The following is a 24,985-nucleotide window of genomic DNA, read 5'->3' as shown; positions in this document are numbered from 1 at the left end:
CTATGTTGTATACAGTATACTGTATACTTAGCATGTGGGTTGCTGAAACAAGTTCGGCATGCCGTGCGGTTAGATTTGGATATTTACTAACTCTTGCCCTGTAGGGCAGAGATCCAGCAGCACGCAATCTGCACAGGCGGGCTTATAATAAAAGCACACTTGTTGCCCATGCCGCATCATTACCTGGTGATTGTCGAAAACTTCTTTCGCACTAAAGCTTTCGGGTAGTAAGTTCTCTAAAACTCTATTGGCTTTGCCTTCGCCAATTTTAGCGTCAATGATACCCAAACGTACAGCAACACGAAAATGATGAGAATCTACAGGCAAAGCCCTTGCCCGCAGATTGCTGAATGATAAAGTAGCCGCGCTTGATTTAGGGCCAACACCAGGTAGTTTCTCTAACCATTGTCTCGCATCATACACATCCATATCAGCCAAAAAGTCTAAGGTTAGTTCGCCACGGCGCTCCGTTATTAACCGTAATATTTGTTGTAGGCGCGGTGCTTTTTGTTCTGGCCATGTGCTGGGTTTGATGGCTTGCAATACTTCTTCTACTGGTGCATCACGAACTTTTTCCCAAGTGCCGAATTGCTCAATCAGGTTAGTGAATGCCTGTGCCGAATCACGATTTTTAGTGCGTTGAGATAATATGGTGTCCACTAGTTCACTCAAAGGATCACGTTTGTACAGATACCTTATTTTGCTACCATAAACCAGATACAATCTATGGTGTGCCTCTAATACAAATTCTGCTTTATCTAGAATAACGGTGAGCATGCTCTAATATACATCCGTCATGCCAAACTTGTTTCGGCATCCCACAGGACAAGTCTTAAACATTTCATTTCGTAAACTTAGCAAGTGGGGTGCCGAAACAAGTTCGGCATGACGTAAAGAAAAATTATAGCTCATAAAAAAAAGCCCCGTGCTTTTGGCACAGGGCTTTAAAAGGGAATTTATTTAATGCTTATTGAGCTTCTTCTTCCTCTTCAGATTTTTTAGGTGCTGCTGGAGTGGCTTTTTTTGCAGCAGCTTTGCTTTCTGCACCTTCCATTTGCTCTTTTAATTGAGCAAGTACACTTAAATCACCCAAGGTTGATTTCTCAACAGATTCTTTCACTTTCTTAACTGCAGAAACAGTAGATTTTGCTTCTTTTTTGCGGTTTTCGAAATCTTGCATTCTGGCTTCTGAACGAAGATCTTCCCAAATACGAGCATGTGAAATTACAATACGTTTTGTATCCTTATTAAATTCAATGATCTTAAATTCAGCAGTTTCTTCTGCTTTCAATGGAGAACCATTTTCTTTAACTAAGTGTTTGGTAGGCGCAAAGCCTTCAACACCGTAAGGTAAAGCTACAATTGCACCTTTATCTGTTACTTTTAACACAGTACCTTCGTGTACGCTATCTAAAGTAAAGATGGTTTCAAAAGTATCCCAAGGATTTTCTTCCAGTTGTTTGTGACCTAAGCTCAGCTTGCGGTTTTCAACATCCAGTTCAAGTACAACCACGTCTAATTTCTCACCAACTTTAGTGAATTCGTTAGGGTGATTTACTTTTTTAGACCATGAAAGGTCAGATATGTGGATTAAACCATCGATACCGTCTTCCAGTTCAACAAACACACCAAAGTTGGTCATGTTTTTAACTGTCGCGATGTGTTGTGTACCAACAGCATAACGATCAGCAGCTTGTTGCCATGGATCAGGCGTTAATTGTTTAATACCTAATGACATTTTACGTTCTTCACGATCCAATGTCAATACTTGTGCTTCAACTTCGTCGCCAACTTTCAAGAATTCTTGTGGGTTGCGTAAGTTTTGAGACCATGACATTTCTGACACGTGGATCAAACCTTCAACACCCGGGATGATTTCTAAGAATGCGCCGTAATCAGCAACAGTTACAATTTTACCTTTAACCTTAGAACCGATAACGATAGTCTCGTCAAGGTTTTGCCAAGGGTGTGGTGTTAATTGTTTTAAACCAAGGGCAATACGTTTTTTCTCGTCATCAAAGTCAAGAACAACCACGTTGATTTTTTGATCAAGTGCAAGTACTTCTCTCGGATGCTCGATACGGCCCCATGAAATGTCAGTAATGTGCAGTAAGCCGTCAACGCCACCAAGGTCGATGAATACACCGAAATCAGTAATGTTTTTAACTGTACCTTCCAATACCTGGCCTTTTTCAAGTTTGGCAACAATTTCTGTTTTTTGGTTTTCTAAATCGTCTTCAATCAGCACTTTGTGCGATACCACTACGTTTTTAAACTCGTGATTGATTTTAACAACTTTGAATTCCATTGTTTTGCCCACATAGATATCATAATCCCTGATAGGTTTGATATCGATTTGTGAACCTGGTAAAAAGGCTTCAACGCCCATTATATCAACAATTAAACCACCCTTAGTTCTGCTTTTTACAAAACCTGTGATGATCTCATCATTGTCAAGAGCTGCATTAATGCGCTCCCATGATTTCTGAGTTTTCGCACGTTTGCGTGATAATACTAACTGACCGTTAGCATCTTCTTGTGATTCTACAAATACGTCAACGGTATCACCTACTTTAAGGTCCGGAGTATCGCGGAATTCTGATAATGATACCATACCATCAGATTTAAATCCAATGTTTAATACCACATCTTTGTTATTGATGTTTACAACTGTACCAGTGATAATTTCGCCCTGATTGATTGAAGAGAACGTACCATCGTACATTTTCTCAAATTTTTCGCGTTCTTGATCGCTGTAGTTACCAAATTTTTTGTCATCAGCATCCCAGTCAAAATCGCCTGCGATAACGGTAACTTTAGATTTGATCTCATCAATAGAAATTGAATCAGCTTCTGACTCAATGCTTTCTTTTTCCTGCGGAAGCGCAACTGTTTCCAGTTCAGCCTCGTTAGACTTGAATTCTTTTTCTGTTTCTTGTTTTTTTGCCATTAAATAAATTGTCTCCTTTTCCCAAGTCAATTGGGACTGCAAAAGTACGGATATAATTTTGATTCAAAAAAATTTATTTAATGTTAATTGCTGATATTGAGGAAGTTTTTTGTATTTAATAGTACTTTAACATTGCGCTAAAGTGATTGTAGCAGGCTGGGACGAAAAATGTTAATAAGCAAACGGAGTGTAAGCTCATTTTTACATTCCATTAGTTTTCTATAAACACAAAACACCGATACTTGTCGTTTTATTCATATGTCTGCTGTATTCCGTTCATTAAAATACCCCAACTTTAGGCTTTATTTTGTTGGCCAGTCGCTCTCGCTCATTGGTACTTGGATGGAGCGTATAGCCGTTAACTGGCTCGTTTACACGGTTACACACTCGGCCTTAATGCTGGGTGTGGTCAACTTTTGTGGCCAGATACCTACCATGCTGCTTTCGCCTTACGGCGGTGCTATTGTAGACAGGCACAACCGCTACAAAGTATTATTAACCACCCAGATAGCTGCCATGATACAAGCTACCATAATGGCGGTGTTAATATTATCGCATATTTATTATATACCGGCCATTATTGGGTTGAGTATTGTGCTGGGTATTATTAATGCCTTTGATACCCCGGCCAGGCAATCGCTCATGATCAGGCTGATTGATGATAAAAACGATCTGCAAAATGCTATCGCCCTTAACTCGTCTATGGTAAACGTGGCCCGATTGGTTGGCCCGGCTGTAGCGGGTATATTGCTTACAACGGTTGGTATGGGCGTATGCTTTTTGGTAAATGCCATTAGTTTTATTGCGGTTATCGTATCGTTATTAATGATGAAGCTGGAACCCGAGAAGGTTAACAAGGCGGTGGGTAGCATCTGGGAAAATTTAAAAGGCGGTTATGAATACCTCAATAACGAAAAGAATATTAAGCTGATGATCTTACTGATGGCCTGCGTGAGTTTTTTTACCATGACGTATAGTACGCTGCTGCCCATCTTCGCTAAAGATATTTTTCATGGCAATGCATCAACCTATAGCTGGCTTAATAGTGTATCTGGCCTGGGTGCTCTTTGCGGGGCCATCTACATGGCTACCTTAAAATCGACAGAACACCTGCGTAAAACCGTAATTATTGCTTCCATGATTTGTGGTGCAAGTATTGCCGCTTTTGCCTGCAGCCCGCAGTTATGGCTGGCCTGCATATTTATTGCCACTGGTGGTTTGGGTATGATGATCCAGATTGCCGGGACTAATACTTTTATACAAACTACGGTATCGCCCCAAATGCGCGGCCGGGTAATAAGTTATTATGTGATGGCTTTTATGGGTGTGCAGCCTATCGGCAGCTTTTTTGCAGGGCTGGCAGCGCATCATTTTAATGCCCGTTATGTTTTGTTTGTACAGGGTATCGCCGGGCTAATTGCTGCTATACTGTTTGGGTTGTTTTTTAAACGGGCAAAAGAGCGAGAGATAGCCGTAGCTGCTGTTTCGCCTGCAGGGTCAGAGTTAATTCCCTAAGTTTTATTAATTAGTTTGGGCCGCAAGGCTGTTGCTAATATGGTCGAAGATGTCCATAAACGTAGGCTCCATAAGCTGGCGGTAGGCAATAATAATGTCGCCCATTTTAGCTTCCTGTTCTGGGGTAAATGGGTGAGCCCATACGCGCATACAGATACGCTTTAAGGCATAAGCCACTTGTGCCGTATCTATATAAGTATGCAGGTAGCGGCTCTTTTTAAAACCCTCAAAAAATTTCATAAACACATCTGGATTTTTCATCCCGCTGAAGATCAGGAACTCATAAATGATCCCACGCTCGCAACTGTCTAAATGATTGTAAAAGCCATCTACAGTAATTTTATGCGTAGTAAGCAGCAAATTATCCAGTATCAGTTCTGATGCAATATGCCCCAGAAAGAACGGCTTTACCGGTGACCCTACCAACGCCGGGAGTAAAACCAGCTTCAACTGGTGCGAGTGATGCTTGAAAAAATCGGAGGAATGGAAATAACGGTCCACATCCAGGTGTTTTTGCCAGCCGCCTATTAAACTTTGGATCCTGCTATCCGGATGGTGCAGTTTTTCGGGGTGCAAAATAATTGATTTATCGGCATTCTTTAACAGGTCAGGCAGTACGGTGCCTAAAATATGGTAGCAATTAGTAGCATCCCTGTCGAAATAAAAATGAGATAAAAAATTCATACAGCATAGGCAAAATAGCCAAATTAAAGCGGATAAGGAAATTTTAATGGTTGTTTTGTGTGATGATTGTGTTAAAAGTATGCTTCTACTCTGCCTTTCAACTTCGCACTTCATTGCGATGAACGAAGCAATCGCGAATCTAACAGAGTATTAAACTTCAAAATTTCACAATCCGTTTTTTATTAGGAAAGGGTGTAGGTATTGATCGTCAGTGGATGTTCATTTCTTTTTCTCTCAGAAAGAAACGAACCAAAGAAAAAGTCGCAGCCGGGCCCTGTTGCTTGAAAGTGTAGTGCTTTAGCAATCCGGTGGTTGCCGCAACATTGCCAATGCTGCATGGAGGAAAGGTTATGTTAAGGTAATGGTTAGTTCGGCAATATAGGCTTGCTTTTCCTTTTTTATCTTGATTCTTGGCTCTTGGTTCCTGATTCTTTTCTCCGGCAAACAGCTTCGGGCAAAAGAGGGCAGAACAATGGTGGCCTTGTGCGCTGGAAAGAGGCATTGGAGATTTTGCAGAAGGGTAAAGGCCTGAGCGAACGCAGTAGGGCGAAAGATCCCGGCCTGTGTTGTTCTGAACGCTTGTGCGGCATGGCCATGTGCCTAAAGAAGCCTTTTGCCGATGAGCCTTTTGATTACTTTTTGGCTAAAAAGTAATAGCCCTTCCCCGCGGCGATTGAGCGGGACTAACGATGATTACTTGTACCAACCATTCATAGTAGTATCTGCGTTAAACAAAGTCAGTTATAATCGGTCGGGCATTGCTTCGTACCGCAATGACGTGCGAAAACGAATGCTACGAGGTTGACATCCCGACAGATGTTGGAACTCGCAAAGACATCGTAATAATGAATAAACCACTCTCCCAATTTATCTTCATTATTCTATCTTTGCAATCCTTATTTATACGATAATGAACTTTGTTGAAGAATTAACCTGGCGTGGCATGCTGCATACCATTATGCCGGGTACCGAAGATATGCTGAATAAAGGCATGGCTTCAGGATATATTGGATTTGACCCGACTGCAGATTCATTGCATGTTGGCCACTTAACCCAAATCATGACTTTGATCCACTTTCAACGCGCGGGCCATAAGCCTTATGCGCTGGTAGGTGGGGCAACAGGTATGGTGGGTGATCCGTCTGGTAAATCTGCCGAACGTAATTTATTATCGGAAGATATACTACAGCATAATTTAGAATGCGTAGAAAAGCAATTAGCTAAGTTTCTAGATTTTGAAAGCGGCGCTAATAGTGCCGAAATGGTTAACAATTACGATTGGTTTAAGAATTTTACTTTCTTAGATTTTATCCGCGATGTGGGTAAACATATTACCGTTAACTATATGATGGCCAAAGACTCGGTAAAGAAACGCCTGGAAGGAGAAACCGGGATGTCATTCACCGAGTTTACTTACCAATTGGTACAAGGCTATGATTTTTACTACTTGTGGAAGCATAAAAATTGTGCCCTGCAAATGGGCGGCAGCGACCAGTGGGGCAATATCGTAACAGGTACAGAATTTATCCGCCGTAAGGACGGGGGCGAGGCTTTTGCCTTAACCACCCAATTGATTAAAAAGGCCGACGGTACCAAATTCGGTAAAACAGAAAGCGGCGCAGTATGGTTAGACCCTGCTAAAACCTCCCCATATAACTTTTACCAGTTTTGGTTAAATACTACCGATGTTGACGCTAAAAGCTATATCCGCATATTTACCCTGTTTGAGCAGGGCGTGATCTTAGCCATAGAGGCAGAACATGAGCAGGCCCCGCATCAGCGTGCTTTGCAAAAGGCTTTGGCTAAAGATATTACTATCCGGGTACATGGTGAGCAAGCTTATGAAAAAGCGATTAAATCATCTGAGTTTTTATTCGGTAACATTGGTATCGAATTTTTAAACGAATTGAATGATGAAGAGCTAAAAGGATTGTTTGAAGGTGTGCCGCATTACACCATATCAACGGCAGAGCTTGCCGAAGGCATTAACGCGGTAGAATTATTGGCTACCAAAACGGCGGTATTTCCTTCAAAAGGCGAGGCCCGGAAAATGATCCAGGCTGGTGGCACTGCGATCAACAAAACTAAAATTGCATCTGCCGAGCAGGTTTATACTTCGGCCGAACTGATTAACGGTAAATTCCTGATCGCCCAAAAAGGAAAGAAGAATTACTTTTTGATCATCGCTGAATAATTAACATTTCTATATAAAACAATGAAGGCCCGATCAACAGATCGGGCCTTCATTGTTTTATATCCTATCGATTAAAAATCGCTTAACAAATCTAATTTCTTGGCATTATATTCTTCCTGAGAAATCAAACCGTTATCGAAAAGTACTTTTAGTTTTTTCAGTTTTTCGGTTAGTTCATCCGGCTTAGCTGCTACAACCGGTTCAGGTATGTGAACTGGTTCTGGCTCTGGTGCAGGGATAGCTACAGGCGGGGCAACCGGCGCAGGGGCTGGCTGGTGTGCAACCGGTTGTTGTTCTGCCGGTATGTTGATGATGTGGCCTTCTTGCCTTTCTACACGCTTGCGTTCTTCTTCGCGGCATTGCTGCGAAAACTGGTATAGCTTGCGGGCTTGTACTTTAGGTAAATAATCTACACCCATTTCGGCGCCTTTGGTGGTGGTAACACTAAATACTGCACCTATAATTTCTTCTTTAACGCTTACGTCGGCAATATCTTTCCAGGTAAAATCCAGGAACTTGATAGACAGGCCCAGGTTTGCAGGGGTAAAAAACAGCACGCGCCTATTAGTAACCGCAATACAATCTGGCAGTATGTTTACCAAAGGTTTTTTTTGGGTGGCAATATATAGTGTTTCTTCGCCAGCGGGTAATAATTCTTTTAAGCGCGAATATACTTTTTCAACTGCTTTAGGTTCCTGCTGGTCACTTAAAAATTTGTCGATCATTTTGAGTTTGATTTTATAAACCGGGGGCAAAAATAAATAAAATTATGAGCTAACGTCAAGCAATCAGCAAATTACATCCGCGAATGTCGGCATTATCAAAACGGCCGAGCACTTCGAACGAACCATCCGGGTATATCTTGCCCAGATCCTGCGTGGCAATAAACGCGCAGGAGTTAATATTAGCCAGATCAATAATGTTAATACCACCGGTGCGGCCACTAGTTAAAGTGGTAATTGGGTCGTTGGTATCGCGGGTAATGATCTTCATCCAGGGCGGGCAGTTAAAAATACCTGAGCCTTTGGAGTATGCCTGCGAGAGCAATTCCGTCATCCCATACTCGGAGTGGATGTGCTTTACACCAAATCCATTAGTCAAAGTTTCATGCAATTCTTCGCGGATCATTTCTTTGCGACGGCCTTTCATCCCACCAGTTTCCATCACAATCAGTTCGGGGAAATTAATGAGGTACTGCTCTGCAAAATCTAACAGGGCAAACGTAACGCCGATCAATAAGGTTGGCTTACCTGCCGCCTGCTGCTTTTGCAACTGCTGGTAAAGGTCTTCATGATTATAAAGATAGAATCCGCTATCCGGGTTTTCTGATTGTTTGATCAGATCTTCGGCCATGTAAATGAGCGATGATCCTTCCCGCTCGAGGTAAGAGGGCAGGAGTGCCAGCACACAATAATTGCGGATATCTCCATAAAACAGGTCGAAAGCACGTCTAAAACTTTGCTCATACCAACTTACATCGGTTACCATATGGCGGCTGGTGATCATCCCTGTAGTACCCGAACTGGTAAAAATAACCTGCGGCTCATCAGCAGAACTTAAAATCTCCTGAGATTTAAAAAACTCGACAGGTAAAAAAGGGATTTTATAAATATCACTTATCAAAGCCGGATCAATATTTATGCCTTTGATAAACTGGTTATAAATGGCATTGTTTTCGGCCTGAAACCGGAATACCTGTAAGGCTGCTTCTTCAAACTGCTGATTGGTAGTAATAGAGAATACTTGTTGCTGATCGGGCTTTTGCACGGTGCAAAGATAATAATCAAATCACGCTTCTTAAAAGTATTAAGTCACCGTAATTACATTGTTAATTAACTTGTAATATAATTATTAAATTAAAAGTAGTAAGATGAAAACTTAATTTCCTTTAAGTAGTTGTATATACAATAAACTTAAATTATAAAGATATGCCAACTACCAAACACAGCCACCACGAAGATGCGGCTAAACACCATGACGAAGCTGCGAAAAGCCATCGTGCTGCTCACAAAGAACACACAGAAGGCAATGATGAGAAAGCTGCTCACCATGCACAAAAAGCACAAGGCCACCACACACAAGCTGGTGAACATGCTAAAGAAGCTTCAAAGAAACATGCTACAAAGCACGCTTCTAAATAAGCCCTCACTAAACTAAAAAAGCAAAGGGTCGCGATGGTATCGTGGCCCTTTGTACTTATAATGAGTTTTTCAATAAAATTAAACGTGTGTAAAAGCCCGCTTAACCAGCAAACCAGATAAGGCCGACATGCCGCCCAGTATACCACCAATAAGCATGGTAATGATGAGCAGATAGATCCAACCGGGCAGATGCACCATTTGTGCTACGCGCCCTGCCAAAATATGATCATTAGGCACACTTTTTAATAAGGCATGGATACCCCATACCAATGCCACCCCAAAAAAACCCGACCAAAACGACTGCGTTGCGGTACGGCCTGCATAAAAAGTAGCAACAAAAGCGATAATGGCGGCTGCCCACCAGGTAAATAAAAACCCGCTGCAAAAAGTGGCAATGAATATGATAACAAACAGCATTATTTGGCAGTTAAAGTTAGTGTGGATTTAATTTTGTTCGATTGGTCATTGGCGGATTGCATAAACAGTAGCGGGTTCAACTTACCGTTTTGCCATGTTTTTAACATATCGTCATAAAAGAAACTTCCCGGGTTACCAGACTCGCCGCCGGGGAAAACGCCATAGCCTTTTACCTGCGGCCCCATTTGCACCACCATGCGCCATGATGGCCCGTGCCCGTCTATCAATGCATTTACGGTTGTGGCTGTACCACCTGCTTTAAAATTACCGGCACCAAAGCCTGGTATATTGGCCAAATGATTAATATACGTTTTTTTTACATTGCCCCATTGCCATTTGCTGTTACCCGGTTTGCCATATTTACGGGTGAGCTGGCTCACGGTGGCAGCAAAAGAATTATTTAAAGCATCGCCTGCGGTTTCTGTAACCGGTGTAGTGGTGTTATCAAACCATTTAGATTGCGGGTCTTTCAGCAATAATTGCTCGGTACGGTCGCGGTTTGGCCATTTAAGGTTGTTATTGTCTGTTGGTTTGCCAAACTGATCTTGCCAGGTTTGGGTATAAAAGTTAACCCACCAGGCATTAAATATACTGGCGCCAACTTCATCGGCATCAAATCTTTTATTCCATTTCTTGACTATGTTAAGTACCTGCACCTGGTTCTCGTCCAATTTGCTGGGGTCAATGTATTTAATCATTTCGGCCAAAACATCCTGCGCAAAAATGCTGTAGTTGTCGGTTTGTAATGTTCGCATACTATCAACGGTGGCTTTCTGCATCACAGCCAGGCGGGTATTTATCCGTTTGCCACGTTCGTAAGGGCCAAACTGCCAATTGATATAATATGGATAACTCGGGTCTGTCGACCATTGGTTGGCCGAACTCAGATAGCCCTGCGCCGGGTTCCTGGCAGTAGGGTTTTGCGCTGCCGGGATCCAGCCGTGCCAGTCGTTATCCGCGTCGCTGCCATCCAGTATAAATTTACCCTGGTCTTTAAATTTCAGCGGCAGTTTACCGTTAGGTGTAATGGCAATGTCCTTATCGGCGCTGGCAAAAATAAAGTTTTGTGCAGGTGCTGTATAATAAGTTAAGGCTGTGCGATAATCAGCATAATTTTTACCCCGGTTAAGCAGGTAAAAAGTTTTAAACTCGTCCGATTCATCATGCGCTATCCATCTCAGCGCCGTACCCACCGGGATGTTTCCGTATGAATAATGAGGTTTTTTATTCGTATCCTCATACACAACCGGCCCATGGTGGGTATATAAAACGGTATCATACAATGTTTTTTCGCCGCGGATGTTAATCTCCTCAATACGGCGGGTTACCTTGTTCCATTTGTTATTGTACCAGTATTCGTTTTTAGACGCATCTTTAAATTTAATCTGGTACCAATCCAGCACATCGGCATCAACATTGGTTACGCCCCAGCTAATTTTGTTGTTGTAGCCAATAACCACACAAGGCGCCCCCGGCAGGGTAACGCCATATACGTTTACGCCAGGCGCTTCCATTTGCATCTGGTACCAAATGGATGGCAGCGTTAAATTTAAATGCGGGTCATTAGCCAGGATAGGGTAGCCGCTTGCAGTTTTACTGCCGGCAATTACCCAGTTATTACTGCCAATGCCCTCTACCTTTTGCGTGGTTTTAATATCGCTTTGCTCTGCCAAAAAGCTTTTTGATGGTTTGGGAATGGGCAGTGCCTTAAAATCCCATTTAGTACCTGCCGGAATGATGGGGTCTGTACGGAAAGGATAATCGGGGAAAAGATCTTTTACTGTGGCTGCGCCGAATTTCTTTAATGTACTGGTCATCAAAAACTCATCAGATCCGCCCGCTAAGGTTTCAGACATAAGTTTTAACAGAAAAGCACAGTTAATTGGTTTCCACTCTTCGGGTTTATAATCAAGTAGTTTAAATTCTATCGGGTAATCGCGCGGACTCAGATTGCGTACATAACTATTAACGCCTTCGGTGTAAGCAGTTATAACCTCACGCATCACAGGGTCTTTCATTATGCCTCTCAGCGTGTTCTCTGCACCATAAACCATCCCCATGCGGCGGTGATAACGGTCTACCTCCAGTGCCTTAGGTCCAACCACTTCGGCCAGTCTGCCAGATGCACTGCGGGTTTGTATGTCCATTTGCCAAAGCCTGTCGCGGGCGGTGATGTAGCCTTGCGCCAGGTAAAGGTCGTGGTTGTTTTTGGCGAATACATGTGGGATCATGTTGCTATCAAACCGGATGGTAACCGGCTGCTGCAAGCCCTCTATTTTTAATTCTTCGGATGTTAAAATGTGTTTGCTTTCTGCATTTTGCCAAAACCCGTTAGCCGGATTAAAGAAGTTGCCAATAGGCGGCAAGCTGCCAAACTTATGTTGCAAAGCCCATATCAGCGCTAAAGTTACAGCAACAGAAAAGATAGCCTTAAAGTATTTCATTGAGGGATATTGATGAGAACAAGATAAGGAATTTGTTGGAGCACTAATAACAAATTTGTCATTGCGAGCGATAGTGTGGCAATCTCATAGCTACCCTTGTTCGATTTGATTAGCTACGAGATTGCTTCGTACCTCGCAATGACAATTTTAATTTGAAATGAAACTACATCATCTCCTTATCCTTCTTCTCATGGTAAGTTTTATTGGCCAGGTAAAACAGCACGATAACCAGAAATACTTCGAAAGAAATAGATGCAAATTGTACAGCGGGGTAGGTGCTTGCAATGTTATAAATTAACAATGCAAGCGCCAGGATACCGCCAATGAGATATAGATAAAAGAATCTCGAATTAGTCATGTTAATTATCTTTGTTTTTTGAAGATAGCTGCGGCCAAAGGCGGCACATTAATACGGATAGAATTATCCCGGCCATGCCAGTTTTCGGGTTCCGAATTTATAGTATCGTAGTTAATGATGCCACTACCCCAATATGCTGTTTGGTCGGTGTTGAAAACCTCTTTCCATTGGCCTGCCACAGGTACGCCAATCCTGTAATCGTAACGTACAACCGGGGTCATGTTCAATACCACAACCAGGTCGTTTGTCTGGTCATTACCTTTACGGATGTAAATTAGTATCGAGTCATTCGCATTACCACCATCAATCCATTCAAAACCACTCCAGTCAAACTGCTTTTCGTACAGTGCAGGTTCTGTTTTATAAAGTTGATTAAGGCCTTTTATGGTTTCTTTTATACCGTTATGGCTTTCGTATTGCAGCAGGTGCCAGTCTAACGAGTGTTGGTAGTTCCATTCGCTGCTTTGGCCAAATTCGCTGCCCATAAATAACAGTTTGGTTCCGGGGTGGCTAAACATATAACCATACAGCAGGCGCAGGTTGGCAAAGCGCTGCCAGTCGTCGCCCGGCATTTTGCTTAGCATAGAACCTTTGCCGTAAACTACCTCATCGTGCGAAAAAGGCAGCATGAAATTCTCGGTAAAGGCATAGATTAAACTAAAGGTGATCTGCTCGTGGTGGTATTTGCGGTTAATAGGATCTTCGCTGAAATACTTGATGGTATCATGCATCCAGCCCATCATCCATTTCATTCCAAAGCCTAAGCCCCCCATAAACACCGGGCGACTAACGCCACTGAACGATGTAGATTCTTCTGCTATATTTTGTACATCGGGGAAGTTTTGGTAAACCGCCTCGTTAAATTCTTTCAAAAAAGAGATGGCTTCGAGATTTTCATTACCGCCGAAAACGTTTTGTTCCCATTCGCCATGTTTGCGCGAATAATCGAGGTAAAGCATAGATGCAACGGCATCTACACGTAAGCCATCTACGTGGTAACGATCCAGCCAAAAAAATGCATTACTGATTAAAAACGCACGTACCTCGTTACGGCCGTAATTAAATATATATGATTTCCAGTCGGGGTGGAAGCCTTTCTGCGGATCGGCATGCTCATATAAGTGTGTGCCATCAAAATTATACAAGCCATGTGCATCACCCGGGAAGTGGGATGGAACCCAATCCAGTATAACGCCAATGCCGGCTTTGTGTAGTTCTTCTACCAAAAACATCAAATCTTGCGGGGAACCATAGCGAGATGATGCCGCATAATAACCGGTGATCTGGTAGCCCCAGCTTGGATAATACGGGTGCTCTGCTATCGGCATAAACTCTACATGTGTAAAGCCCAGCTCTTTAACATAAGGCACCAGTTTTGCCGCAAGCTGGCGGTAGGTTAAAAATTCGTCGGGGCTTTCGGGGCTGCGCGCCCACGAGCCAACGTGCATCTCGTAAACCGAATAAGGTTTATTAATGCCATTATGCTGGCGGCGGTCATACATCCATTCTTCATCCTTCCACTCGTAATAAGTATCGGTTACGATAGATGCCGTGCTTGGCGGTATTTCCCAGCGCAGGGCAAAGGGATCACCTTTTTGCAGGTCTTCACCGGTATTTGAATTAATAAAATATTTATAAACCTCGCCATTGCCAACGTGTGGAATAAAGCCTTCCCAAATACCCGATCCATCCCAACGTGCATTTAATGGGTGCGAACCTGCACTCCAGTAATTGAAATTACCAATTACCGAAACATATTTGGCATTAGGCGCCCAAACGGCAAAATAAGTACCCGTTACACCCTGGTGCTGCACCACGTGCGAGCCCAGTTTTTCGTAAAGCTTAAAGTGCTTACCGGCCTTAAACAGGTTGATATCAAAATCGGTAAAGCGGCTGTAAAATTCTATGTAACCTGCATGGTTGCCGGTTATGGTGAGTGCTTCGGTTGGGTTGCCATCTTCTGTTGTAGATTTAACTGTTTTCGAAGCCTTCGGGATAATAACCTTATCAATCCCGGCTGCTTTTGTTGTCACTTTTTTTGCAGCAGCAGCAGCAGCAGCAGGTTTTATTGTTTTTGTTGATTCAGGAAACGGCGTTGCAGCTGAGGCAGTACTGTCGTTTAATGATGGTTCTGTGTTGGTTTTATTAGTTTGCTTTGCCATGGGTTTAGCATTAAGACCAGTCTGTATAAATTAAAAATGATGGCCTTTTAAGGTTGAACGTAAATATTTGCCGCTTGTTTGTGCAAGCTCATGTAAAGTAGCAATATTGTTGGTTAGATAAAAGTGTTTGCGTTAAACAGATGGATTATTCTATTATATTTAGAAACAAATCATGTTCTATCATTGGTTCAGAACAGGATATATTATTGCTGAAAAAGTTATTAAACTTGGAAATTTTTACTGATTAAAAAATTTAGCGTGAAATCAATAATCATAGCAGTATTAATACTTTTTAGCCAAGTAACTTTTGCTCAAAAAGTATCTAATATGTTATTTCCTCCGCCAGTACTTCCCGATGGCTATCCTAATTATGTTAACGCCTGCGATCTCAATGAACATAGGAAAGAATTGGTATACACGCGGTTTACTTACAGTGGAATAGAGGAGTATTGGAGTTTACATTCATGGAATAAAGATTGTAAGGACGTTGGTATTGAGTTAGAAATACCAGATAATATAAATATTAAAAGCCGTCATCTAAAAGAACTACGATATGTACATGAAAATTATTGGAAATGTTACTTAGTTATTGACGTTGTGGGTTTTTTTGAAGAAGGATATGTTTACGGTTATGGACATTTGGGAATGAATAAATCCAAATTTACTGTAAAGCAAATAATGAATATTCAAATAATGAACAAGAAATAATGCAAAGGCCCCGGTTTTATAGGGGCCTTTGCATTACTTAAGTATTTCGATATGCTTAAAGTTTTTGGAGAATTTAAACTCGTAGCATTTTTCTTCGGTGAGTACAAAATCGCCTACAGTTTTGCCATCGATAATTATTTTAGATGGTTTAAATGGCAGGCCAATGATTTTGAAGTGATAGTTTTCGTATCGTGGTGTATATAAGCCTTCCATCGTTTGCTCAATGGTTAGCAGTGTATCCTTACCGCTTACAATAAACTTTTTCTCCAGGTAAATATCCTGTTCGTAAGCAAAGGTTTCACCGTAATCTTCAAACAAGAACGAGTTTACCTCGTGGTTGCTGTAATAAACGTTCAGTTTAACTTCATCAATCTCTTTTTCGCCTACGTATTGCATTACCGGGTACTCCGGCAATACAGCACCGGCTTTAATAAATACCGGGATGGTTTCTAAGGGGGTAGGTACCATAACTTCCACGCCACCATCTGCTATTTCATTAGTCCAGAAGTTATACCACTGGCCTTTGGGCAGATAAACCGGGCGACTGGTTTGTCCGGGTTCCATAACCGGGCAAACTAATATTTTATCTCCGTAGGTAAATTCATCCTGGCGGGCCTGGTTGGCTAAAATGTCCTGCTCTTGCAAAACTACCGGCCTTAATATCGGGAAGCCATATCGGTGATGCTCCCAGAAGGTAGAATACAGGTAGGGTAGCAGGCGGTAACGCAGCTCAATAAATTTACGATTAATAGTAGTGTAAGGTTCGCCAAAGCTCCATGGTTCGCGCTCTTTGGTATCGCCGGCCGAGTGTGCACGCATAAACGGCGAGAAGGCGCCAAACTGGATCCAGCGGGTAAACAACTCGCCATCCGGCTCGCCGCTAAAGCCGCCTATATCTGTACCACAAAACGGCACGCCCGACATAGACAAACGCTGGCACTGGATATTACCCAAACGCAAATGTTCCCATGATGCTACGTTATCACCCGTCCAAACGGAGGCATAACGCTGCAGGCCCGAGTAACCCGCACGGGTAATGGTAAACGGACGTTTATTTTTCATCAGCTTGCGCAAACCTTCGTAGGTTGCACGCACCATCTGCATGCCGTAAACATTATGTGCCTTACGGTGCGACCCACGGAAACCATCGTATTGGTGGCGTACATCATCCGGGAAGGTACCTGCGCCAAAAACGGCAGGCTCGTTCATATCATTCCATACGCCGGCAACGCCAAGCTGTACTAATTCGTCGAATAAACCGCCCCACCAGGCACGTACTTCCGGATTGGTAAAATCAGGGAACTGGCAGCGGCCCGGCCAAACGTGGCCTTCCATAAAGTAATCATCACTACGGCGGCAGAAATAACGTTTCTCTTTACCTTCTTTAAATACGCTGTAATTATCATCCACACGGATACCCGGATCAATAATTACCACGGTTTTAAAACCATCAGCAGCCAGTTCCTTAATCATTTTTTTAGGATCGGGGAAATATTTGCGGTTCCAGGTAAAGCAGCGGTAGCCATCCATGTAATCAATATCCAGGTAAATACCATCGCAAGGGATCTGGTTTTTACGGAAGCCTTTAGCAACCGACATTACCTTACTCTCCGGATAATAACTCCAGCGGCATTGGTGATAGCCCAGCGCCCAAAGCGGCGGCATAGGGTGGGTGCCTGTTAACAGGTGGTAACTTTTTACCACGTCCATCATATGCGGGCCGTGGATGTAATAATATTGCAGTTCGCCGCCATCTGCCCAGAAACTGGTTTTGGTACGGTCTTCGGCACCAAAGTCAAATGTGGCTTTAAAAGTATTATCAAAAAAAATACCGTGGGCAATACCTTCGTTTAAGCTAATGTAGAAGGGGATACTCCGGTACAAAGGGTCCTGGTTCCAGCCGAAAGAATAGGCATCGGTGTTCCAGTTTTTAAACCGCCGGCCACGGAGATTAAGATCTGATGCTTTATCGCCCAGGCCATAAAAAGCTTCGTCGGTATTACATACCTTGGTGCCAAACACATAATAGCCACCAAACTGCGTGTTCTCTTCCCAGTGCATGGGTACAGCATCCTGGTTGGTAATATGGTTTTGAGTATCAGAAAAAGAGATAAAAAAATCTATTTTACGGATATGGCAGTTTACCGTACTGGTAGATACCCGGTATTCCAATTCGTCTTCGTGCAGTGAAAAAACAGAAACCTTTTGCTCCTGCTTGGGTACGGCGTAAGAGAATTCTTCTAAGAAAACACCGTGTGGCGCTAACCTTACCCGGATAATTTCGTCAGTTACTACGGTAACTTCAACCCTGGCTTCGCTGTCTGTAAAAAAGAACTTGTTACCAACCTCTTTAACGTCTGTTACCGTGCCTAAATATTTTTTAACAATGGGTTTTAGCCCCAGCACAGGATTATTGAGGTGATGAAACTCATCATCATCTTCTTCGCTGATGAGCTTGTTTCCTAATAAATCATCGGGATTAAGTATATTTTCGTCCATGAATTTGATTTCTTGGTGATCAGTAGTGCTTGAGCTTAAAGAAGCCAATATATTGATATTTACCAACAATTGCGCCAATAAATGTCAATCTAACGTTATTGCAACGTTTGCTTAACATTAATATCCTTACTGTCTTGCACAAATAGCACCGAAATTGCGGCGAAAAGCATGAAAATGCCAGCTAATAGAATGGCATAGATAGATTGCCCGTTGTAAAAATATTTTACGATCGGCCCGCCGAAAAAGCCGTTAACAATTTGCGGGAAAGTGATAAAGAAGTTAAAGATACCCATATATACCCCCATTTTTTTTGCCGGGATAGCGCTTGATAAAATGGCATAAGGCATAGCCAAAATACTACCCCATGCCAGGCCGATACCCACCATTGGCGCGATAAGCCACATAGGGTCTTTAATAAAAAATATTGATAATAAACTGATTCCACCCATTACCAAAGAGAAAGCATGTGCCTGTTTACGGCTGGTAGCTCTAGCAACAGAGGGTAGTACCAAAGCATAAATAGCAGATACACCATTGTAAACACCAAACAGGATGCCCACCCAATTACCCGCTTCGCTGTATTTTGCCGAAGAGGTATCGCCGGGAGCCACATGGTAAATGTGCGATGCAATGGCCGGGGTTGTAAATACCCACATTGAGAAAAGCGCGAACCAGGAAAAGAACTGAACCAACCCTAATTGCTTCATGGTTTTGGGCATCTTTTTTAAATCATTGAGTATTTCGGTAAGTCCACTTTTGGGTTTCTCCTCTACATCTTCAGTGGGATGAAAGCTGGCATACTCGGCGGGTGAGTATTCTTTTGTGCGGATGATAGTCCACAAAACGGTAAGCAGCAGCATGGTGCCACCCACATAAAAAGAATATTTTACGTTGTCTTCTACCTGCCCGTTTGGAGCGGTAGATGCTACATGAAACCAATTCGAGAAAATATAAGGCAGGCAGGAACCTACTACAGCACCCAACCCAATTAAGCAGGTTTGTACCGAGAAACCGATGCTGCGCTGGCTATCCGGCAGGTTATCGGCAACTAATGCACGGAAGGGTTCCATCGCTACGTTGAACGATGCATCCATAATCATCAACATACCTGCGCCTACCAAAATAGGAGGGGCGATAGAAGCGATGGCGGCCGAGTTTGGCATCAGGAATAAAGCGATAGCCGATAATATAGCCCCGGTTAAAAAGTAAGGACGACGGCGGCCCAGCCTGTTCCAGGTACGGTCGCTGTAATGGCCTATGATGGGCTGAACGATCATCCCGGTGATGGGTGCTGCCAGCCAAAACCATGACAAATGCTCTACATCTGCCCCGAACTTTGTCAGGATACGGCTGGCATTTCCGTTTTGTAAGGCAAAGCCAAATTGGATGCCCAGAAAGCCGAAGCTCATGTTCCAGATTTGCCAAAAACTTAGTCTGGGTTTTTCGGCTACAGCGGGTTTACTCATTTAATTAGGGTTTATTATTGGTTCGTTAGTTCATCGTTCATTGGTTGGGAACGGGTAAACTTTGTTTCATCTCTTCTTTAAATCATCTCCGCCCGTCATGCCGAACTTGTTTCGGCATCCCACAGGACAAGCCACGTGCTTAGTACACCGGTTACTTAGCATGTGGGGTGCTGAAACAAGTTCAGCATGACATAGTTTATTACTGAATTTTCAACATTACCCCACTAGTTGCCGGCAGCGTAATATCCAATCCATTATTAATATCACTCGTACTATACGCAGTGCCATTTAATAAATCGATAAAATTTACACTACCGCTTACGTGCAATTGCTGCAATAAGTCGGCAGGTAGTTTCACGTTTAAATGCTGTTCGTTTCTATTAAAGTTGGTAATTACTAATACTCTTTGGTTATCGGTATAGCGTAAATACATGTATACGCGCTGGTTAAAACCGGTGTTATGTTCGTTAGCCATCATCAGCTCGTAAAACCTACCACTGTTTAATGCTTCGTTATCTTTTACAGCGTTAAGCAGTTTACGGTAGAAACCGCGCAGTTGTTTTTGGCTGTCTGATAACTGCCCGCCATCGAACTGGCCATTGTTTAACCATTTTTGATGCTCGGGTACGCCCCAGTAATCGAAGATACTGCTGCGCCCATCCTGCCCGCCGAAGCCTTCTACGCCGGCTCCAGGTTCACCAACTTCCTGCCCGAAATAGATCATTACCGGGCCTGTATTTAAGGTTGCCGTAACGATCATCCCCGGGACTGCATACCAAGGGTTGCCTGCAAAATCGGGGGATGCAATGCGTTGCTCATCATGGTTTTCCATAAAGCGGATCATGTGCTCATCAATGCCTTTGCTATCGTTATTCCAAACACTGTTAATATCCCAGGTGCTGGCATGGCTATCATTACTAACCAATTTTCTCACAGCATCATACAAGCCAACCTTGTCATACAGGTAATCGAAATGTCCCTTAAATAAGTAATTATTGTATTCGGTTTTATTGTAAGCTTCGCCGATAAAAATAAGATGGGGGTGGGCTGCTTTTAGTTTTGGAATTACCCAGCCCCAAAACTCAAAAGGTACATACTCCACCATGTCGCAACGGAAACCATCGATGCCTTTGTTGCTCCAAAAGTTAAGGATATCGTACATCTTTTGCCAAACCGGGGGGATAGGGTCAAAGTGTGTTTGATGCCCGTTTTGGTAATCAACGCCATAATTTAGCTTGATGGTTTCGAACCAATCATCTAACGATGGTGCGGCACTGAATATATTGTTACCTGTTGCTTTGGCAGGGTTCTCATCAAAATGCCCATCTTTCAACGGACTATGGAAATCATTCCCGCCCGGGTTATACCCTCCGGGAACTTTAAATGGCTGACCGGGGATATAGTAGAAATCATTTTTAGGGTCGAATGCTTTGTTTTTATCATCGTCTTCACCAAAATTTCGCATACCTGCCGGCATTACATCCGAGTGATAGGTACGGGCTACGTGGTTGGGCACAAAATCCATCAATACCTGCATGCCATTGGTATGGGTACGTTTAATTAAGGCTTCGTATTCGGCCATGCGGTTTTTAACATCGATGGCAAGGTCGGGATCTACATCATAATAATCTTTAACCGCATAAGGCGAACCCGCGCGGCCTTTCACCACATCCGGATCATCGGGAATGATACCAAAAGCCGAGTAATCAGTCATGGTGGCGTGCTCAATTACACCGGTGTACCAAATGTGTGTAAAGCCCATCTTTTTGAGCTCCTGTAAACCGATATCAGTAATATCGTTAAACTTGCCAACGCCATTTTCTTCCACGGAGCCGTAAAACTTATTTACAGTTTTAGCATTGCCAAACAGCCGTGGCAACAGCTGGTATATCACTAGTTTATGGTTTGGATCGGATTGCATACGTTTTTTTGTTTTTTGCTGGGCAACAGTTAATTGATTAACGCATAAAGCGGCCAACAAAATGTAAAATCTGAATTTCATATTAGACTTTCTGCTCTGCCCTTGCTTTAATTACTTTCAGAATGTTTAGTTGAATATCTTTCATAATCCAATTTGCCCAGATGCTTGCGTAGAAATTAAATGTGGTACTCAGTTTAAAATTACTGTAAAGCTTTAACCGGCAAGTATGGCTATCAATTTGTTCCAATTCGTAAGTGCCGGTTAATACATCAAAAAAATCACCTCCAACAACAATATGCTTGTCCATTGTTGCTGATGGTATTTCGTAAGGATTGGCTTTGATGGTAAACGTCATTGATTTCAATGGCTGATAGGCAATCACGGTTTCGTGAAATACTAACCCCTTGTCAAAAATTGCCTCGCGTTTACCGCCAACACCCGCCGTATCTAATTCAGCTTTTATAGGTCGTGGAAACCCAAGGAAGCGTGTAAACGAGGCACTATCTTGCGCGGTAGAAATGGCGCGTACACGGGTTACATTTTGCCAAATCTGTGTTTTAGTGGCATGTATCTCAATTTCGGTATATGCTCTGTATTTACCAGGTATAACACTGATCATTTTTTCCAGCGGGGAAATCAAAAAAGGCAACAAAGCAACTATGAAAACGTAAGTGTTATTGATGCGATCTTCTTTTTTTAGCTTATAATATCGGGCTGTTAAACCGCCCAAACCTGCAAGTATTAGAAATACCGGTAGTATCATTATCCAACATGCAGCTCCCTCTATTTTTAAAAACAGCGTTAGTAAAAAGAAAGTTACTATCGGGATAAATGGAATAAAAAAAGCATTGGATTTATACCTAACTGTATCTAAATTACATAAGTACACAGTAATATAACCAACGGCAAATGGCAAGCCTACCAAAAAGGTAACAGTCATTACACTAAAAAAGCGACTAAAACTATCTATTGCGAAGACCCATCGCATAATTATGGCAAAGCCTAAAGCCGCTACTATACCTAAAATAAGCCGTTGGGTTTTGTTCATTCTATTAAGCTTCTAAAATGACATCGGCATTGGCTTTCACCAATTGTTCTTTGCCATGTACTATAACTACGATTTCTGCTTCAGAATGGTTAGTGATTTGCACACCTTCTTTGCTCACTTTAATATTAAGCAATGCGCCGCGGAAACCAACATGGAAAGAGAACGAATTCCATTTAGCCGGTAAAAACGGTTGGAATGATAGCTTGCCATCCTTAACGCGCATACCGCCAAAGCCTTCTACTACCGACATCCAAGTGCCTGCCATGGAGGTGGTGTGGCAACCATCTTCGGTATCGTTGTTATAATCGTCGAGATCTAAGCGTGAGGTACGCAGGTAAAACTCGTAAGCACGTGCCTCGTCGCCCAGTTTGGCAGCTAAAATAGCGTGTACGCATGGCGATAACGATGACTCATGCACCGTGCGCGGCTCATAAAAGTCGAAGTTTCTGCGGATGGTTTCCAAGTCGTATTCATCCTCGAAGAAATAAATACCCTGCAATACATCGGCCTGTTTAATATAGCAAGAGCGCAGGATACGGTCCCAGCTCCATTTTTGATTAATAGGGCGATCTGCAGCGGGTAGGTCTTTCACCAGGATCTGCTCTTTATCCAGGTAGCCGTCCTGCTGTAAAAATACGCCTAGCTTCTCTGAATACGGATAGTACATCTGCTCCACAATGTTACTCCATTTGGCAGTTTCCGAGTCGATACTAAAGTTGATCTTTGTTGCCAGTGCATTGTATTTGTCAGGCTCGTTTGCTTTTACCTGTTTTACAACTTCCAGTGTATATTTCATACACCAAACGGCTAATTTACTGGTGTACCAGTTGTTGTTAATGTTGTTTTCGTACTCGTTTGGACCGGTTACACCAAGCATCACATACTGTTGCTTATCATCGCTCCAATTAACACGCTGCGACCAAAAACGGGAGATGGCGATCAATACCTCTAAACCATAATCGGCCAGGTAAGCATCGTCGGCTGTGTAACGGACATAATTAAATATAGCATAAGCAATGGCGCCGTTACGGTGAATTTCCTCAAAGGTAATTTCCCACTCGTTATGGCATTCGGTACCGTCCATAGTAACCATGGGGTATAGGGCAGCACCATTGTTAAAGCCAAGTGAAGCCGCGTTTTCAATCGCTTTACCTAATTGCTTATAGCGGTAAAGCAACAAATTGCGGGTAACTTTTTGATCGGCTGTTGCCAGGTAAAAAGGCACGCAATAGGCTTCGGTATCCCAGTAGGTTGAGCCTCCGTATTTTTCGCCGGTGAAACCTTTGGGCCCGATGTTTAAACGATCATCCTCGCCGGTATAGGTTTGGTTTAGTTGGAATATATTAAAACGGATACCCTGCTGTGCAGAAGCATCGCCTTCGATAATAATATCGTTGTGTTTCCATTTCTCGGCCCAGGCAGCGGCTTGTTCGGCCAGCATGGTGTCAAAACCTTTGGCTGCAATGCGTTGGAGTGTGTCATTTAAAACTTCCTCTAACTGATCGGCAGGATGGTTTTGTGATGATAGGTTAGCTGCAAACTTATAGATAGTAACAGGCTCGTTGGCCTTTACCTGCAACGTGGTTTGCAGGGCTACATATTTCTCCTTTTCAACCGGTTTAAAACCGGCGTCAATTGGCTGATTGTTTTGCAAAATACTTACCAGCATCCCTGTAGCTACTTCAAAGCCTGTTTTTTTGGTACGAAGCTGTACAAAAGCACCATTAGTAGATGTGCCTTTTTTTACTTCATCCCAAAATTTTTCGTCGTAGTTGGCATCTTTATTTTTTACATCGCCATCAATGTAAGGTGTTATAGTAACCTCGCCGCTAAAGTTTAATGGGGTAAGGGCATAACGGATAGCGCCGGTCTCATCATCGGCCATGCTGCAAAAACGGGTAGATTCTACAGCTACCTGTTTGCCGTTTTTGGTGGTAGCAGTGAAGGTACGTTTAAGGTACCCTTCTTTCATGTTTAGCTCGCGGCTAAACTGTTGGGTGGTACATTGAGCCAGATCAAGTTGTTCGCCTTCAATAGTAATATCGATACCTATCCAGTTTGCTGCGTTTAATACTTTGGCAAAATATTCGGGGTAGCCGTTTTTCCACCAGCCTACACGTGTTTTATCGGGATAGTAAACGCCGGCTACGTAATTGCCTTGTAACGTGTCGCCGCTGTAGGCTTCCTCAAAATTGGCGCGCTGGCCCATGCGGCCATTACCTAAACTAAATATGCTTTCTGAAATCTTATTGTAGTGTGGATCAAACCCTTCTTCGATAATTTTCCACTCATCAACTTTGATGTAATCTTTCATGTATAATTCTTGTAATAAGTATCTCTTTTATTGTTTACCCCCTTTTGTCATTCTGAACGATAGTGAAGAATCTTCTTCGATTGCAAAGTGTTGAGCTTTGATGGTGCAGAAGATTCTTCGTTACACTCAGAATGACAAGACGGTTTTTATAATTTTTTGTAATG

The 24,985-nt window shown here is 42.8% G+C and carries 19 protein-coding genes; 5 read left to right on the top strand and 14 right to left on the bottom strand.

Annotated elements, in window-relative coordinates:
• Positions 1-69: 69 nt before the first annotated feature.
• Complete coding sequence (locus tag RG47T_RS15145; RefSeq protein ID WP_074490254.1) at positions 70-777, bottom strand: endonuclease III domain-containing protein; 708 nt, start codon at positions 775-777, stop codon at positions 70-72.
• 190 nt (positions 778-967) lie between these two features.
• On the bottom strand, positions 968-2,950 hold the full coding sequence (gene rpsA / locus RG47T_RS15140; protein WP_074490253.1) for a 30S ribosomal protein S1: 1,983 nt from the start codon (positions 2,948-2,950) through the stop codon (positions 968-970).
• A gap of 258 nt (positions 2,951-3,208) precedes the next feature.
• On the opposite strand from rpsA, the gene RG47T_RS15135 reads away from it, so the two are divergent.
• Positions 3,209-4,465 (top strand): MFS transporter, encoded by a 1,257-nt coding sequence (locus tag RG47T_RS15135; RefSeq protein ID WP_074490252.1) that lies wholly within the window; start codon positions 3,209-3,211, stop codon positions 4,463-4,465.
• 6 nt (positions 4,466-4,471) lie between these two features.
• Here RG47T_RS15135 and RG47T_RS15130 read toward each other — a convergent pair whose 3' ends face one another.
• Entirely contained in the window at positions 4,472-5,149 is a 678-nt protein-coding gene (locus tag RG47T_RS15130; protein WP_074490251.1) for a hypothetical protein, read from the bottom strand.
• A gap of 417 nt (positions 5,150-5,566) precedes the next feature.
• Between RG47T_RS15130 and RG47T_RS15125 the strand changes: the two genes are divergently transcribed.
• Positions 5,567-5,803, top strand: a complete 237-nt coding sequence (locus RG47T_RS15125; protein WP_074490250.1) for a hypothetical protein — start codon at positions 5,567-5,569, stop codon at positions 5,801-5,803.
• A gap of 256 nt (positions 5,804-6,059) precedes the next feature.
• Complete coding sequence (tyrS, locus tag RG47T_RS15120; protein WP_074490249.1) at positions 6,060-7,343, top strand: tyrosine--tRNA ligase; 1,284 nt, start codon at positions 6,060-6,062, stop codon at positions 7,341-7,343.
• A 71-nt stretch (positions 7,344-7,414) separates the two neighbouring features.
• On the opposite strand, the gene RG47T_RS15115 is transcribed toward tyrS, so the two are convergent.
• Together RG47T_RS15115 and RG47T_RS15110 are read right to left on the bottom strand one after the other, a co-directional pair.
• Positions 7,415-8,068 carry a PH domain-containing protein gene (locus tag RG47T_RS15115; RefSeq protein WP_074490248.1) on the bottom strand — a complete coding sequence of 218 codons (654 nt, stop codon included), beginning with the start codon at positions 8,066-8,068 and terminating at the stop codon, positions 7,415-7,417.
• Positions 8,069-8,123: 55 nt separating this feature from the next.
• Positions 8,124-9,110, bottom strand: coding sequence for a long-chain-fatty-acid--protein ligase (locus RG47T_RS15110; protein ID WP_074490247.1), 987 nt, complete (start codon positions 9,108-9,110; stop codon positions 8,124-8,126).
• A gap of 161 nt (positions 9,111-9,271) precedes the next feature.
• Between RG47T_RS15110 and RG47T_RS15105 the strand changes: the two genes are divergently transcribed.
• Positions 9,272-9,484, top strand: a complete 213-nt coding sequence (locus tag RG47T_RS15105) for a hypothetical protein (RefSeq protein ID WP_074490246.1) — start codon at positions 9,272-9,274, stop codon at positions 9,482-9,484.
• 78 nt (positions 9,485-9,562) lie between these two features.
• Here the strand turns inward: RG47T_RS15105 and RG47T_RS15100 are convergent, their stop codons facing one another.
• From RG47T_RS15100 to glgB, 4 genes are all read right to left on the bottom strand, one after another.
• Positions 9,563-9,901 (bottom strand): hypothetical protein, encoded by a 339-nt coding sequence (locus RG47T_RS15100; protein WP_074490245.1) that lies wholly within the window; start codon positions 9,899-9,901, stop codon positions 9,563-9,565.
• Entirely contained in the window at positions 9,901-12,345 is a 2,445-nt protein-coding gene (locus RG47T_RS15095; protein WP_074490244.1) for a penicillin acylase family protein, read from the bottom strand. The genes RG47T_RS15100 and RG47T_RS15095 overlap by 1 nt, the downstream gene beginning before the upstream one ends.
• A gap of 163 nt (positions 12,346-12,508) precedes the next feature.
• On the bottom strand, positions 12,509-12,703 hold the full coding sequence (locus tag RG47T_RS15090; RefSeq protein ID WP_074490243.1) for a hypothetical protein: 195 nt from the start codon (positions 12,701-12,703) through the stop codon (positions 12,509-12,511).
• Between the two features lie 5 nt (positions 12,704-12,708).
• Complete coding sequence (gene glgB / locus RG47T_RS15085; RefSeq protein WP_074490242.1) at positions 12,709-14,865, bottom strand: 1,4-alpha-glucan branching protein GlgB; 2,157 nt, start codon at positions 14,863-14,865, stop codon at positions 12,709-12,711.
• Between the two features lie 258 nt (positions 14,866-15,123).
• Here glgB and RG47T_RS15080 point away from each other — a divergent pair, with 258 nt between their 5' ends.
• Positions 15,124-15,573: a hypothetical protein gene (locus tag RG47T_RS15080; RefSeq protein WP_139235766.1), complete on the top strand. Its 450-nt coding sequence runs from the start codon at positions 15,124-15,126 to the stop codon at positions 15,571-15,573.
• 33 nt (positions 15,574-15,606) lie between these two features.
• On the opposite strand, the gene RG47T_RS15075 is transcribed toward RG47T_RS15080, so the two are convergent.
• From RG47T_RS15075 to RG47T_RS15055, 5 genes are all read right to left on the bottom strand, one after another.
• Positions 15,607-18,072: a glycoside hydrolase family 31 protein gene (locus RG47T_RS15075; protein ID WP_074493478.1), complete on the bottom strand. Its 2,466-nt coding sequence runs from the start codon at positions 18,070-18,072 to the stop codon at positions 15,607-15,609.
• 95 nt (positions 18,073-18,167) lie between these two features.
• A complete protein-coding gene (locus RG47T_RS15070) occupies positions 18,168-19,538 on the bottom strand; it encodes an MFS transporter (RefSeq protein ID WP_074490240.1) in 1,371 nt (456 codons plus the stop codon).
• A gap of 199 nt (positions 19,539-19,737) precedes the next feature.
• Entirely contained in the window at positions 19,738-21,459 is a 1,722-nt protein-coding gene (locus RG47T_RS15065) for an alpha-amylase family glycosyl hydrolase (RefSeq protein WP_074493476.1), read from the bottom strand.
• A gap of 82 nt (positions 21,460-21,541) precedes the next feature.
• A complete protein-coding gene (locus RG47T_RS15060) occupies positions 21,542-22,507 on the bottom strand; it encodes an SRPBCC family protein (protein WP_074490239.1) in 966 nt (321 codons plus the stop codon).
• A gap of 4 nt (positions 22,508-22,511) precedes the next feature.
• On the bottom strand, positions 22,512-24,821 hold the full coding sequence (locus RG47T_RS15055) for a glycoside hydrolase family 65 protein (protein WP_074490238.1): 2,310 nt from the start codon (positions 24,819-24,821) through the stop codon (positions 22,512-22,514).
• Between the last annotated feature and the right edge of the window lie 164 nt (positions 24,822-24,985).

The sequence above is a fragment of the Mucilaginibacter polytrichastri genome (genome assembly GCF_001911425.1).
GTDB lineage: Bacteria > Bacteroidota > Bacteroidia > Sphingobacteriales > Sphingobacteriaceae > Mucilaginibacter > Mucilaginibacter polytrichastri.
Note: the sequence above shows the minus strand (reverse complement) of the source record. Positions and strands in the feature narration are given on the sequence as shown.